Here is a 13,604-nt window from a genome sequence, read left to right on the forward strand (position 1 = left end):
ATTACTCCTTCCCTTCTACTTTTTTTTCTTTAATCAGCTGCCCCAGAGGGATGTGATCAGGATGATGGAAGTCTTCAGGGAATGTTTTAAACCGCTTGTCATTAATCAGTTTAAAGAACAAAGGAACAAAGAAGATCGCGAGGAAAGTCGCTGCCAGCATACCGCCCAAAACACCGGTCCCCAGGGATTGACGTGCCGCAGCACCCGCACCGTGTGAGAATGCCAGCGGAACCACACCCAGAATAAACGCCAGTGACGTCATCAGAATCGGACGGAAACGCAAGCGTGCTGCTTCCACCGCTGCTGCAACCGGCGCATAACCCTCGTGCACTTTCATCACCGCGAACTCCACAATCAGAATCGCATTTTTCGCCGACAAACCAAGTAAGGTGACCAAGCCGATCTGGAAGTACACGTCATTATTAAAGTGACGCAGATACACCGCCAGCAGCGCACCGAAGATACCGAAAGGCATCGCCAGCAATACCGAGAACGGCAGCGACCATTTTTCGTACTGTGCAGCCAGAATCAGGAAAATCATTAAGACACCCGCGCCCAATGCCAGACCTGCGGCGTTGCTGCTACGTTTTTCCTGGAACGATGCACCACCCCAGTCATACACCACATCCGATGGCAACACATTTTTCGCTGCACGTTCCATCGCCGCGATCGCCTGACCAGAGCTGAAGCCCGGTTTAGCATCGCCCATGAGTTTAATCGCAGGCAAGGCATTGAAACGTTCTACCGAGTCAGGTCCGGTAATGAACTTGATCGTGGTAAATGCGCGGATCGGTACCATCTGACCATTGGCAGCGCGCACATACATGCCGCCAATATCGTCTGGTTTAGCGCGGAACTGGCCTTCTGCCTGTAACTGTACTGTGTAGATACGACCGTTTTTATTGAAGTCGTTCACATAGTAACTACCCATCGTAGCAGCCAGCGTGCTGTAAACATCGGCCAGCGCAACGCCCATCGATTTGGCTTTTTCATTGTCCACATCCACGTACAATTGTGGTGAATTCGCTTGCCATAATGTTTTCACACCTGCGAGTTCTGGCTGTTTGTTCGCTTCTGCAATCAGCAAAGGCAAAATCTCTGCGAGACGTTTAACGCCACCTTCACCAGCATTCTGCAGATAGAACTCGAAACCACCGGTTTGTCCTAAACCCTGAATCGCTGGCGGAGCAAAAAATAAAGGTAAGCCTTCTTTAATGCCACCCGTTTTCATATAGCTTTCGCCAACCAGCTGTTGCGCAGATTTACTGCGCTCTTCCCACGGTTTCAACGGGAAGAACATCGTCGCTGCGGATGATTTCAGACCACCACCGCCAAGGAAATCCAGACCAACTAACGCAAATGTAGTGTCGATATCCGGATTCGTTTTCATTGCCGCTTCAACTTGTTTGACGACGGCATCAGTGCGATCAAGCGATGCGCCATCCGGCAAAATAGTCGCGCCGATGAAATAGCCCTGATCTTCATCAGGCACCAGTCCACCAGGGACGGTTTTCCACAGGACGCCAGTCAAAGCCACCATGCCGAGCACTAACGCAACGCCTAACACGGCTCGCTTGAGGAAAAAGCTGACGCCATTGGTATAGTGTTTTGTGAAACGCAGGAAAGCCGCGTTAAACCACAAGAAAAATGGATGGTGATTTTCTGCTCCGGGTTTCAATAAAATCGCACACAGAGCTGGGGTCAGAGTCAAAGCGACGATACCGGATAACACTACCGCGATCGAAATCGTGACAGAGAACTGGCGATATAATTCACCGGCAAGGCCACCAAGGAAAGCAATCGGTCCAAAAGCAGCCACCAGCACCAGCACAATCGCAATCACAGGCCCGGTCACTTCTTGCATCGCTTCAATCGCCGCGTCCTTCGGGGTCATGCCCTCTTCGTTCATCAGACGCTCAACGTTTTCCAACACCACAATCGCATCGTCAACAACGATACCGATCGCAAGCACCATACCGAATAAGGTCAGTGTATTGATGCTGTATCCCAACAAATGCAAACCGGCCATCGTACCGACAAGAGATACAGGAACCGCCAGCGTAGGAATGATGGTTGCGCGCCAGCTTTGCAGAAACAGATACACGACAATGAACACCAGCACCATCGCTTCGCCCAGAGTCTTGAGTACTTCATAAATAGACTCGGTCACAAACGGTGTCGTGTCATATGGTGTTGCGTAACTCATTCCTTCCGGGAATTTGGCCTTCAGGTCTTCCAGTGTTTTCTCAACCGCTTTACGTGTTTCCAGCGCATTTGCGCCGGTTTGCAAGAACACACCGATATTGGCAGATGGATGTCCATTAATACGACCATAGAGGTTGTAATCTTTTGAACCCAGTTCGACACGCGCCACATCTTTAATGCGTATCGTGGCACCACTCTTATCCGACTTCACGATGATATTGGCAAACTGTTCCGGTTCCAGCAAACGCCCTTTGGCGGTGACGGTCATCGTCAACTCTTCGGTATTATTCGGCGTAGCACCAATCTTGCCTGCAGCATACTGTGCATTTTGCTCATTCACCGCATTAGAAATATCTGCCACCGTGACACCAAGCTGCGCCATACGATCAGGACGCATCCAGATCCGCATTGCATAGTCTTTCGCACCGAAAATCTGTACGTTCGTTGTTCCCGGAATCCGCTTGATCGCATCCAACACGTTTTGCGTCGCGTAATTAGAAAGATACAAAGCATCGTAACGATTGTCAGGCGAATACAAAGCTGCAACCACCAGGAAATTCGACGAACTCTTGGAAACTGTCACGCCCTGACGACGCACTTCTTGCGGCAACTTGGCATCGGCCTGACGCACGCGGTTGTTCACGTTCACCGCTGCAATATCGAGATCGGTACCGACTTCAAAGGTCACGTTAATTGACACGCGACCATCTGCAGACGAAACAGAGTCCATATACAGCATATGTTCGACACCGTTGATCTGTTCCTCAATCGGGGCGGCGACGGTGCGTTCAATCACTTCGGCAGAAGCACCTGGGTAAACGGCAGTCACATTAACTACCGGCGGAGAAATTTCCGGGTAGCGAGAAATTGGCAGGACGCGTAATGCGGCCAGACCAGCCAGCACGATAATCAGCGAAACGACAGTCGCGAAAATCGGCCGGTTAATAAAAAATTTAGAGAACATGAATTATTCCTTGTCGCCCGCTTCTGTCAGAAGCGGGATGTTCATAAAGAATGGAGTGCTATCAACAATAAGCTATGCATCTCTCAATGCGTATCGACACGTTTACTTAGCACTGGCAGCCGAAGCGGCAGATGCAGAAGCGCCTTCTTTTGCGGTAGCCGGAGCTGCTGTTGGTGCTGGTGCGGCATTGGCTGCCTGTGCAGAAATAAGCACTGGCTTCACTGTCATACCAGGATCATGTGCTTTGATCACGCCGTCAACCATCACGCGCTCACCAGCTTTAAGTCCTTTGGTAACAATCCATTCTCCGTGCGACCAGCCGTCAAGCTCAACCGGACGAGGTGCCAGTTTGTTATCTGGTGTCACCACAAAAACAATCTTGCCCATTGGTGCATCAATCACAGCGCGTTGCGGTACAGCGAGTGCCCCTATACGTTTTGCCCCTGACAACATGACGCGAACAAACTGTCCAGGACGCAGAGTACCGTCAGGATTAGTCACTTGCGCACGCGCATCAAAACCGCCATTGGCAGCGTTGATACGTTCACTGACAAAATTCATTTTTCCCGTCGCTGGGAACATACTGCCATCAGCCAGTTTCAGCTTCACATCAAAGCCTATGCTGCCATTTTTAGCGACTTTTCCTGGTACAGCAACCTTGCCGCCATTCACCTCTTTGGAAACTTTCAAGTAATCCGATTCCGGAATGCTGAAGTTCACATACAAAGTGTCGGTCTGAACAATCGTGGTCAACAAACTATCTGCGCTAGTGATCAGACTACCATTCGACTTAGCCGCCATGCCGGTCACGCCGTCTATTGGCGCAACCACTTTGGTATAGCCCAGATTCAGTTTTGCTTCATTGGCCTGCGCACGCGCTTGCTTGTAGCTCGCTTCTGCGGTTTCCAACGTTGACTTCGCATCGTCAAATTCTTTTTGACTGATCGCTTTTTCTGTCGCCAGAGGTGCCAGACGCGCATATTCACGTTTTGCCTGATTCAGCTTCGCTTCTGCAACGCCAGCAGAAGCTTCGGCGGAGGCCAGTTGCGTCTGATAAGTTGCTGGGTCGATCTGAAATAAGACTGTGCCTGCTTTCACGCGGGAGCCTTCTTCGTATAAACGATTTTCCAGAATTCCCGGAACACGCGCCCGGATCTCTGTTTCTTTCGAGCCTGCAGTCTGGCCCACATATTCAAAATCTACTGCAAGATCACGACTTTCCAACGCAACTACATTAACTTCTGGCGGAGGCATATTGCCTGGACCAGCATTTTGCCCACCTTGCTTGCCGCACGCAGTCAACACAATTAAAGACAAACTGATCGCCAGCGCACTGGCTGCGCGGCGAGTGAACAATTGCGATATCTGTGATGACAGGGTCAAGGACTGGGACGAAGGGAAACCTGAGGAGTACATAGAAATTCTTTCTTATAAATGAAAGGACGGTGTGCTATTATATACATACACGAATGTTTGTAAATGAAATTCTGAAATGACCCTATAGATTAGCAAGGCATTCACAGATAACGATGACAACTTGATTACGAATCGTGAAATCATCGAAATTAACGGCAGGTTGTATTCAACAAGCGCACCAAGATTGAGCCCGTTATTATTATCTGGATAGCGTTGTTTCTCATGTAACAAAGTATGAATTTTTCGTAAAAAGATGTGTACTACCGCAAACTTCGTGGAAATAGAGTCATTCTGGTATTGCGATAATTGCGCCCCCCTCTTAAGATGCCGACCAAAAAGAGGAAAGCGCCTCTTTATAAAAAACGGGGACGCATCAGACAGAGTGATATCAGCGCTTCCGGTTACCTTCGGCGACCGGGCGGCAGATATGGACTTAGCAAGGAAAATCATGGCAAGAAAGACGAAAGAGGAAGCACAGGAAACCCACACGGCTCTGTTAAATGCTGCGGAAGATGTCTTCTCGACCAAAGGCGTGACCAACACAACGCTGAATGACGTAGCATGTGCAGCAGGAATGACGCGCGGCGCTATCTATTGGCACTTTAAAGATAAGAACGCGCTGTTTCAGGCGATGTGTGATCGCGCCTTCCTGCCTATGGAAGCCTTATTGAACGAAATCAGTGATGCTCCCCAAAAAGATCCCATCGCAGCGCTACGCCAGTTGAATATCCACTTTCTGAAGCTGGTATCCAGTGATTCTCGTCAACGCAAGGTATTCGACATTATTTTTCATCGCAGCGAAAAAAATGTTGACCTACCCTACTTCGAAACTGAAAAAGAAAAACGCACAGAATGCCTGAATAAAGTGCAGGTCATTATCGACAATGCAGTAGCTTCAGGCCAGTTGCCGCCGGAGACTGATACATGGATCGCCATGCACGCGAATCATAGTTTCCTGGTAGGTCTCATCGGCGAATGGCTTGAGGACCCAAATGCATACTGCATCAACACGCACGCAGAGGATATGGTGGATATGTTTTTAAGCGGCTTACTGACACGCCCTCCGCTTAAAAAAAATCCCCCGTCTGTCTGAGTACAGGGTAAGCGCAGCGACTGGCAGTATTACTCGTATTCAAGCGGGCAACTTCAGATCAAACTTTACTGCCAGCATCCGTAACGCGAAAGTACTGATAATGCCGGCGAGTAAGGCTGCCGCATCGTTAAACTGTAGGTAAGTCATCCCGAGATAAACCCAGCACCCCGTGAAAGCACAGGTAGCGTAAAGTTGCCCGCGCCGGAACACCATCGGTATCTCATTACAGATCACATCCCGCAATACACCACCAAAAATACCAGTAATAACGCCCATCATGGCACAGACAAAAGCCGGCATATCCAACTCCAGTGCCAGCGACGTTCCTGTCACACTGAATAAGCCCAAGCCTAGAGCATCTGCCCACTCGATCGCACTCTCAGTAACAGCATGGCGCAAATGACGAAACAAAGGTGTGGCGATCAATGCCAGTAAAAAAATCAATATAGGATATTCCTGATTTTCCACCCAAAACAGCGGTCGGCGATCGAGCAACAAATCACGCAGCGTGCCGCCACCGAAAGCAGTAATAAAGGCGACAGTAAACACGCCGACCGGATCCATACGCTTGCGCCTGGCTTCTATAAATCCGGAACAGGCAAAAGCCACGACACCTGCCACTTCTATGGTGTGTAACATTGCGTTCATTCCTACATAGCTTCCTGCCATACTCTTCTCACGTCATTCAATCAATGCCAAATTTTAACTGTAGTCCGGCTAAATCATTACATAAAACTAAAACAGCAACGCTATACAGATAAACAAAACTAAGAAATCAATCCCCTCCCCTGCATTCATTGATTGATTAGTAAACATGGTAAAACAATCCGATATGGCGCCAACGATCGATCCTATTGTATAATCTCGGGCTTGGCATTTTGCAATCGCGAAATCCATCATTACTTTAACTCTGGCAAGTGATACGCAATCGGGTCAAGAAGCGAGACGACCGACGAAGTGCTGATTGGCTACCAACTTTATATTGAGGCAAGCATGAAAGAAGGCATCCACCCAAACTATCGCGAAGTGTTGTTCCACGACGTTTCTAACGATTTCAAATTCATCACACGTTCAACTATCAGCACAAAAGACAAAGCTGAATTTGAAGGTAAAGAATATCCACTGGTTAAGATTGAGGTTTCTGCAGAATCCCATCCTTTCTACACTGGCAAACATAAAATCGTTGACACCGCTGGTCGCGTTGACAAATTCCGTAAAAAGTTCGGCAGCGTTGGTTCCAAGACTTCCGTTGCTAACTAATTCGTGCAATGATTTAAATAAAAAAAGGCAGCTCAGGCTGCCTTTTTTACTTCTTCTTTCCTTACAATAAGCACGCTTTCCACCCACATTTAAAGCTATGAAGCCAGTTCGTCTTCCTGCCTCCGCCACCATTGCCCTTCCTCGCTGGGGAATACTGGCTCTCTGTCTGCTCTACATCCTGCCAGGCCTGATTGGACGAGATCCATGGAAAGGCGATGATGCGACAAGCTTCGGCATCATGTGGACGATGACGCAAGGCACGCTTTCCGACTGGCTGTGGCCACATATCGTTGGCCTGCCCATGGCAGAAAAAGGACCACTGGCGTTCTGGATCGGTGCGATCTGCATCAAACTATTCGGCGGTATTGTTGGCGCCCCTATGGCGGCCCGACTGTCGACTGGTTTTTTCTTTTTACTCGGATCAGTTTCAGTCTGGTATGCAACCTATCTGCTCGGGCGCCGTGCAGAAGCCCAGCCACTGAAACTCGCGTTTGGGGGGCAACCGGATCCTAAAGATTTCGGCCGCACACTTGCCGACGGTGCTTTACTCATCTACCTCGGATGCCTGGGCTTACTGATACGTAGCCATGAAACTGGTGCTGAAACTCTGCAAATTTCGCTGGTGGCATTCACTCTGTATGTTTGCGTCCGCCTGCTCGATACGCCGAAAATTTCTCTTAGTGCTCAATTAGGACTTAGCCTCGGTCTGCTCGTGCTGACGAAAGGCTGGGTGCTGCCGGTTACCTTATTTTTTATACTGATTGCACTATGCGTCTATCGCCAACAAACGCAGCACAATAAATTTATTGTTGCAGCGTTACCGGTAGCACTGCTCCCAACAGCAATCTGGCTACTCGCCATACAAATCAATCATCCATACGACAGCAGCCCGGTTCCCGCCTGGATGCTATGGAATTATCGTCAGATTAACTGGCCTGGCATCGATAGCGTCAGCTACTTTTTTAAATATAGCATCTGGTTTGCGTGGCCAGCCTGGCCTTTTGCTGCGTGGGCTATTTATGCTTGGCGGAGGCAAGAAAAAGCGCTGCATATTGCGTTACCAGTTACATTCCTGTTCGGATTTATCATTCTGGCCTTAATGAGTCAAAATGCAGAGGAAAGTTTATTACTTCCGCTGCTGCCTCCAATGGCAATTCTTGCCGCATTCGGCCTGCCAACAATGAAGCGCAGTGCGATCAACGCTGTTGACTGGTTTGCAGTGACAGTACTCACAGGCACTGCGGGCTTTATCTGGCTGGGCTGGATAGCAGAGCAAACCGGCTTCCCAAGCAACTTAGGAGCTAAAATCCTGAGGCTGGCTCCTGGTTTCGAAGCAAGCTTTAACCCGTTCGTTTTTATGCTCGCTTTCATCGCTACGCTTGCCTGGTTCCTTCTGGTTTATTGGCGTATTTCGCGGCAACCATCGGTTCTTTGGCGGGCAGTTGTGCTGTCTAGTGGTGGGCTTATTTTATGCTGGTTGCTACTGCTGACATTATGGCTGCCGTGGATTAATCACCGAGTGACATACGCCAGTGTTGCCGAAGACCTCGCCCAGCAACTACCGAATAAAGCATACTGTATCGAGGGATATATCGGGCCATCGCAACGAAGTACTTTTGCTTACTTCGGCAAAATTCAATTTGCCGGATTCTCGGATCATGACTGCGGCTATCTGATGGTGCAGAATAGCCGGAAGCAAACCACCGCACCCGTTATGCCAGCTCACGTTGACGCTGAACAATGGGAACCCGTCTGGAGTGGGCACCGCGCTGCCGATAAAGATGAACTGTTTATATTGTATCGCCGCAAATTGCAGTAATAACATAGCGTAAGCATATCGGATCATTTACAACCAGGTATGCTCATCGCGATCAGGGATACGTTACCCAGAATATTCAGCAGCGTTATCGGCTCTTACTTATCCAACGATGGCTCAATGCAATCAAAAAATTGAATCCTCTTGCAATTGGCGATAGAGATAGCTGTTTTGAACATGTCAAACTCTTGAGCCCGTGGAAGGACAGCATGGGGCAATTCTAATTAGCGCTACGCGTAATATCAGCGCATCCCATATTTTTATGATCAGCAACTATTTAGCACAAAATACCTTCTGCAATAGTCAAGGCGGGGCTATCACTCGATAAATAACATGCCCAAGATATCTACCGTGACCATGGTTGACATCTTGGGCGTGGTAGAAGCCAAAAGGTGTCAGACATAATTCAAGTTTCCTCATACAAGATACGAAATAAGGACGGGGTGAGATGGAATGATATAAATACCCAAGAATTACTGAGATAAATCGGAAGAGATGGGATAATATGGGAAGAAACGGAACGGTAAAATAAAAAAAAGTTACAGACTGGGAAAAGAGACGCGGGTCCGATTGAGACCCGCTTTTTATTACAGGAACATATCCGTTTGGCGCTTAGCGATTTCTTCTTTTTGGACAGTTTTAACTATCTTATATATCCACTGTAGGGAAACATGGTGCTTCCTCGCCAGTTCGCTGTGATTGATTCCATTGAATTCGTTGTAAATTGCCAGGTCACGCTGCGACAGCTTATATGAAAGCCCCATAGGGAAATATATATTCTGTCCGCCCCAGTGGCCAGCCATACGATCCGAAATCTCTCGGCCGAGCTGCTCCGCTTGCTCTTTGTCAATTTTTGCAAGCTCTGTCAAGGTGGCAGCTACGTGTTGCGCCAGATCGATAAGTAATTCTGGTCCTTTACTGCGAAACTCATTTGCCATGTGTTACCTCCTTAAATTGCTTTAATTTTTGCAACATCTGTGCTGAAACCTGTTTAGTGATGTTGGTCGTTTGAAACCATTCTTTTGACAGAACATGTATATCCGAGGTTGCTAAATGCCCTTGTCTGCACAATTGGGATGCCATCTTTTTAATCTTCTGCTCGTCGCGCCACCGCCACTGCTTGAGTTTCTCTATCGTCTTCTGAGTTGTTTCAACGTTGAGCCACTGCAGAGCTGCAACTCCGGTTTCACGTTTTACCCAGGCTGCCAGTGCCTTTTCACTTGGATCCCGGACATATCCGAGCCCAGACAACTCAAGCCAAAGAGCTCGAAGCATTTTTGCTTGTTCGCTGTCATCCTGTGATCGATCTTTTGGTTTGGAACGCACTTTAAAGCCCGAACGTTTCAGGTGATCCAATACCTTTTGCAGTTCTGGAACACTCATCTTGGTAGTAGAGTTCGGCAATTCCAAACCAGTCAACATCGATCGATAGACATCATCGTCCAGTCCCAGTTGGGATTTCGCGATATGAATCAGTTGTATGTATTGCGTACGATTTTTCATTTAATTGGCTGCTCATCAGTACCAGACAACCACGCCTGGCAGACCAAACCGAGGATTAACTCGGTCTGGTTTCGCTTAAGTCGCTTTATTTGTTAACCAGGTCTTTGAACGACTTGGCCGGGCTAAATTTCGGCGCACGTTTCGCTGGAATTTCAATGTCTTCACCTGTTTTGGGATTGCGGCCAGTACGCGCGGCGCGTTCTGTTGGACTGAATTTTCCGAGGTCGGCAATCGTGATCTCATTGCCAGCAGCCACGATGTCTTTAACGGTTTTCACCAGCGCGTTCAGGACTGATTCAGCTTGAGCTTTGGTGACATCTGCGGATTCTGCGAGGTGTTTAACGAGTTCTGCTTTGCTCATGATTGCTCCATAAAATTGAAATTGAATGTGAAGTAACCCTTAACGCGGGTCAGTCGGCACACTCACATGGGGAAAGGTTACCTATGCATGTGCTGTCGCTGTTACCCGCCACCTGCGACTGGGCGCAGCCAACAACTAAACTGAGGCAAAATCCAAGCTGATTGCGTCGTATTGATCAGTACCTTCGCGTCGTTGATAGAAACGAACATACTGCTTACTTCCAACTACTTGAATGGACTCGCTGATAGCAAGCATGGCGCGCTGCCAGCGTTCGTCTTTAATTGCATAACGGCGTAGGCTGAGAATGCGACCATGATTGAGGTTTCCTTCTTTATCGGTCTCAAACGCACTCTGAACAAGAACTTGAATTTCCGGACTAGAGCCTTCGCTCCATGCCTTGATACACTCATCTATCAAGTTCTTTGCAACTTGCAAGCGTTCGTCAAACTTGATTTTTTCCGCGACGGCAAACTGGACTTTGTACTGTCCGTCAAAGCTATACAAAGTGACATTGCCTTTTTTCCCGCCGACCTTGGTGTTGTATTCTTCCGCGCTTAACTCAATGAATGCAGCGATATCAGCAAAAGCTGAATTTTTAAACTCAACTAACGCAGATTTAACGTCCGTCGCTTTCGATAGCAATTCTTTCACCAGCTGATCGCGTTGCTTGTCGATAGGCTCCACCATCGACTCAGGCACGTAGTGGCCTACTGCATTCAGCATAAAGCCGGGCATTGCGTTGTTTTTACTCATGGTTTCTCCTGTTAAATATCAGTAGGGCCAATAGGAATACGGCGTGGTTTCTCAGAGGCCGGTATTAATGGCCGTGGTTTCTGTGGTGCCTGGTTCTGCGGTTGGAATACTTTCATGCTGTGGCTTTCTTTTTAAAAATTGATCAAGGTGCTGACGGGCGCTGGCTGGCATCGCTGTACGTGGCTGCTCTGCAATTGCCTGGATAGATGCCGGTACGCCAACGGTTGTGGTTTGGGGGCGATGACTGCCTGTGCCTGCATGGCCTGCGCGTTGCTGCTCGTTGCGTGTTTCTGCCTGTGCCGCTGTTTTGCTGGCATAGCCAGTGATGACTTCCATCAGATAGCCGTGACTGTTTAATGGCAGGCGCAAACCTGTATTGCTGTGGGCACGTTGCACCACCTCTTCAAAGCCCAGGCGCCAGTAATCAACTGGTGCTGGCCAGATCCGGCCACCACGATTAATAGTCGCAGTGACGATCAGTGCGACCAGTTCATTCGCCAAGCTGGCAATGCGCTCATAACGCATCGCTGTTTTTACGGGCGCAAACAAGCCAATGTAAGCAAGCATAGGACGCAATAATTTGCGGCCATCTGCATGTGCATTAACCAGCGCAAGCATCGTATCGCGGACGCCTTGATGGGCAAAAACGACATCCCAACTCAATGGATTGCGGCAGACAGGGCAGTCAAAAGTAGGCAAAGTAGACACCTCAGTTGCCTCCGATCTCAAGCAATTTGACACGTAAGTCCGAGCGTTTCATAAGTAACTCGTGACGCTTTTTTTCTATAGCGATTTGATTGGCTTTTAAATCGTCAGCATAGTCACCGAGTGAACGATACTGACAATCAATGCGCCAGATCTGGAATGCTTTTGTAATGCGCTGAAAGCCGTTTCTTACCACGACACGCAAGACATAGCTGTTCACAGGGGCATTTATTTTTGCGATTTTCATACCATCTCCTATTGATGACAGTTGCTTAAGCGCGCACGGCAGCAGCAATTAAGTCGCCCGAGATCCGGCTGGCACCGATCTTTACCGCCTCATTCATCGCACCGGCCACCAGATTGTTCACTGCAAGTGGATAGCACAGCGACTTCGTTTTGACAGCACGGTTACCGCGAAAACCCTCCGTTTCAGAACGGCGTAGACGATTGCGGATTTCATCAACCGCACTGATGTCAAAGAACGCATCAAAGTTGGCATCAACTCGGCTGAACTTGTGGCGCAGATAGGCTTCCACTTGATTGTCTAAAGGCTGGAGCTTTACCGTCTCACAGCGCTGCACCACTTCGCGTACCTCGGGGTTGCTTTCGCTGAGCTTCCATTCGAGTTCGGTCTGGCCGATTAAAATGATCGCAAGCAACTTCTTAAAACCTTCCTGCAGCTCAAAAAAACGCTTTAAGTGTTTCAATGTTGGAATAGGTAAGCCATGTGCTTCTTCGATTACCAGCACGTGCTGACGTCCGGTCTGAGCAGAGGCACGAAGCAAGTCATGCATCTGCTTAGCACGAGCCTCGCCACCACGACGTGGCTTAGCATTCGGGTCGATGGTGGTAATGATGGCGGCCGCAATGTCGATAGACTTGATCATCTTGCCCTTAGCATCGTTGTCTTCCAGACCCAGCACGTAAGGCTCAATCACAGTGATTGGTTCGTGATTTACATTGATCCATTCGATCAGGTCATGTCGCAGTGTGGATTTACCCGCTCCGGATTCTCCAATCACTGCCAGCATCCCGCCGTGCTTGGCCGTCTGGCGTATTGTGGCGCGCACATATCGGATGTCGTCCGACAAAAACACGTCAGCGTCACTCGTCATTTCATCAGTGAATGGATCGCGGGGAATCTTGAACTTACGGCGGGCATCGGCAGTTAAGGTATGTTTTCGTAGTAGCATATCGACGGGCTCCTTTTCGTCTGTGGATGGGTGCTCTTCCGAAGCAGTGCTTGTCTTGGCGGATGACACTGCTTCGGATTTTTCGGTTTTTTCTTCTTTAAACAAATTGCGGATATGGTTATTGTTTGCGCCGTGGGCGAACAAAAATGCCTTCACTTGCGAAGTGATAATTTCCCGCTCGGTAGTGCGTGGCCAGTCATCGTGATTCACGATTTGCGCCAGCGTGGCTTGGCTCATCGGGCGACCATTGGCCATCAAGACTTTGGTGGCCAATGCAGACTGCGGTAATCGCAGTTCAACCAGGACGCGTTTCAATTTCAGTGCCATGTTTTCTC

General features: G+C 48.8%; 13 protein-coding genes and 1 other RNA gene. 3 read left to right on the forward strand and 11 right to left on the reverse strand.

The genetic code is table 11. From position 1 onward, the window contains the following. Position 1 precedes the first annotated feature (1 nt). Complete coding sequence (locus tag Undi14_RS11685; protein ID WP_186885003.1) at positions 2-3,169, reverse strand: efflux RND transporter permease subunit; 3,168 nt, start codon at positions 3,167-3,169, stop codon at positions 2-4. 102 nt (positions 3,170-3,271) lie between these two features. Beyond that, positions 3,272-4,585 carry an efflux RND transporter periplasmic adaptor subunit gene (locus tag Undi14_RS11690; RefSeq protein WP_200180362.1) on the reverse strand — a complete coding sequence of 438 codons (1,314 nt, stop codon included), beginning with the start codon at positions 4,583-4,585 and terminating at the stop codon, positions 3,272-3,274. A gap of 448 nt (positions 4,586-5,033) precedes the next feature. On the opposite strand from Undi14_RS11690, the gene Undi14_RS11695 reads away from it, so the two are divergent. Next, positions 5,034-5,678, forward strand: a complete 645-nt coding sequence (locus Undi14_RS11695) for a TetR family transcriptional regulator (RefSeq protein ID WP_200180363.1) — start codon at positions 5,034-5,036, stop codon at positions 5,676-5,678. Between the two features lie 39 nt (positions 5,679-5,717). Here the strand turns inward: Undi14_RS11695 and Undi14_RS11700 are convergent, their stop codons facing one another. Further along, positions 5,718-6,326 (reverse strand): trimeric intracellular cation channel family protein, encoded by a 609-nt coding sequence (locus tag Undi14_RS11700; RefSeq protein ID WP_186885275.1) that lies wholly within the window; start codon positions 6,324-6,326, stop codon positions 5,718-5,720. A 345-nt stretch (positions 6,327-6,671) separates the two neighbouring features. Between Undi14_RS11700 and Undi14_RS11705 the strand changes: the two genes are divergently transcribed. Beyond that, positions 6,672-6,938, forward strand: coding sequence for a type B 50S ribosomal protein L31 (locus Undi14_RS11705; protein ID WP_186885000.1), 267 nt, complete (start codon positions 6,672-6,674; stop codon positions 6,936-6,938). 97 nt (positions 6,939-7,035) lie between these two features. Beyond that, on the forward strand, positions 7,036-8,757 hold the full coding sequence (locus tag Undi14_RS11710) for a glycosyltransferase family 39 protein (RefSeq protein WP_200180365.1): 1,722 nt from the start codon (positions 7,036-7,038) through the stop codon (positions 8,755-8,757). Positions 8,758-9,341: 584 nt separating this feature from the next. Here Undi14_RS11710 and Undi14_RS11715 read toward each other — a convergent pair. The 8 genes from Undi14_RS11715 to Undi14_RS11750 form a co-directional block, all read right to left on the reverse strand. Then, positions 9,342-9,692 carry a Mor transcription activator family protein gene (locus Undi14_RS11715; protein ID WP_200180367.1) on the reverse strand — a complete coding sequence of 117 codons (351 nt, stop codon included), beginning with the start codon at positions 9,690-9,692 and terminating at the stop codon, positions 9,342-9,344. Continuing rightward, positions 9,682-10,257, reverse strand: a complete 576-nt coding sequence (locus Undi14_RS11720) for a gp16 family protein (RefSeq protein ID WP_200180369.1) — start codon at positions 10,255-10,257, stop codon at positions 9,682-9,684. Before Undi14_RS11720 ends, Undi14_RS11715 begins: the two co-directional genes overlap by 11 nt. A 2-nt stretch (positions 10,258-10,259) precedes the next feature. Next, an RNA gene (locus Undi14_RS11725) (hammerhead ribozyme type II) lies at positions 10,260-10,334 on the reverse strand. 8 nt (positions 10,335-10,342) lie between these two features. Continuing rightward, on the reverse strand, positions 10,343-10,618 hold the full coding sequence (locus Undi14_RS11730) for an HU family DNA-binding protein (RefSeq protein WP_234030550.1): 276 nt from the start codon (positions 10,616-10,618) through the stop codon (positions 10,343-10,345). Between the two features lie 135 nt (positions 10,619-10,753). Beyond that, the gene (locus tag Undi14_RS11735) at positions 10,754-11,371 is read right to left on the reverse strand and encodes a DUF3164 family protein (RefSeq protein ID WP_200180372.1); all 618 of its coding nucleotides are present in this window, start codon (positions 11,369-11,371) and stop codon (positions 10,754-10,756) included. Positions 11,372-11,422: 51 nt separating this feature from the next. Further along, the gene (locus Undi14_RS11740; protein ID WP_200180374.1) at positions 11,423-12,070 is read right to left on the reverse strand and encodes a hypothetical protein; all 648 of its coding nucleotides are present in this window, start codon (positions 12,068-12,070) and stop codon (positions 11,423-11,425) included. A gap of 10 nt (positions 12,071-12,080) precedes the next feature. Next, complete coding sequence (locus Undi14_RS11745; RefSeq protein WP_200180376.1) at positions 12,081-12,323, reverse strand: hypothetical protein; 243 nt, start codon at positions 12,321-12,323, stop codon at positions 12,081-12,083. 25 nt (positions 12,324-12,348) lie between these two features. Continuing rightward, on the reverse strand, positions 12,349-13,596 hold the full coding sequence (locus tag Undi14_RS11750) for an ExeA family protein (protein ID WP_200180378.1): 1,248 nt from the start codon (positions 13,594-13,596) through the stop codon (positions 12,349-12,351). Between the last annotated feature and the right edge of the window lie 8 nt (positions 13,597-13,604).

Origin of the sequence: Undibacterium sp. 14-3-2, assembly GCF_016595265.1 — a bacterium.
GTDB classification, from domain to species: Bacteria; Pseudomonadota; Gammaproteobacteria; order Burkholderiales; family Burkholderiaceae_D; genus Undibacterium; species Undibacterium aquatile.

What these genes read in the sequence shown, in the direction of transcription:
- Undi14_RS11685 (WP_186885003.1), bottom strand. Translation starts at nt 3,169, where the DNA reads ATGTTCTCTAAATTTTTTATTAACCGGCCGATTTTCGCGACTGTCGTT.
- Undi14_RS11690 (WP_200180362.1), bottom strand. Translation starts at nt 4,585, where the DNA reads ATGTACTCCTCAGGTTTCCCTTCGTCCCAGTCCTTGACCCTGTCATCA.
- Undi14_RS11695 (WP_200180363.1), top strand. Translation starts at nt 5,034, where the DNA reads ATGGCAAGAAAGACGAAAGAGGAAGCACAGGAAACCCACACGGCTCTG.
- Undi14_RS11700 (WP_186885275.1), bottom strand. Translation starts at nt 6,326, where the DNA reads ATGAACGCAATGTTACACACCATAGAAGTGGCAGGTGTCGTGGCTTTT.
- Undi14_RS11705 (WP_186885000.1), top strand. Translation starts at nt 6,672, where the DNA reads ATGAAAGAAGGCATCCACCCAAACTATCGCGAAGTGTTGTTCCACGAC.
- Undi14_RS11710 (WP_200180365.1), top strand. Translation starts at nt 7,036, where the DNA reads ATGAAGCCAGTTCGTCTTCCTGCCTCCGCCACCATTGCCCTTCCTCGC.
- Undi14_RS11715 (WP_200180367.1), bottom strand. Translation starts at nt 9,692, where the DNA reads ATGGCAAATGAGTTTCGCAGTAAAGGACCAGAATTACTTATCGATCTG.
- Undi14_RS11720 (WP_200180369.1), bottom strand. Translation starts at nt 10,257, where the DNA reads ATGAAAAATCGTACGCAATACATACAACTGATTCATATCGCGAAATCC.
- Undi14_RS11730 (WP_234030550.1), bottom strand. Translation starts at nt 10,618, where the DNA reads ATGAGCAAAGCAGAACTCGTTAAACACCTCGCAGAATCCGCAGATGTC.
- Undi14_RS11735 (WP_200180372.1), bottom strand. Translation starts at nt 11,371, where the DNA reads ATGAGTAAAAACAACGCAATGCCCGGCTTTATGCTGAATGCAGTAGGC.
- Undi14_RS11745 (WP_200180376.1), bottom strand. Translation starts at nt 12,323, where the DNA reads ATGAAAATCGCAAAAATAAATGCCCCTGTGAACAGCTATGTCTTGCGT.
- Undi14_RS11750 (WP_200180378.1), bottom strand. Translation starts at nt 13,596, where the DNA reads ATGGCACTGAAATTGAAACGCGTCCTGGTTGAACTGCGATTACCGCAG.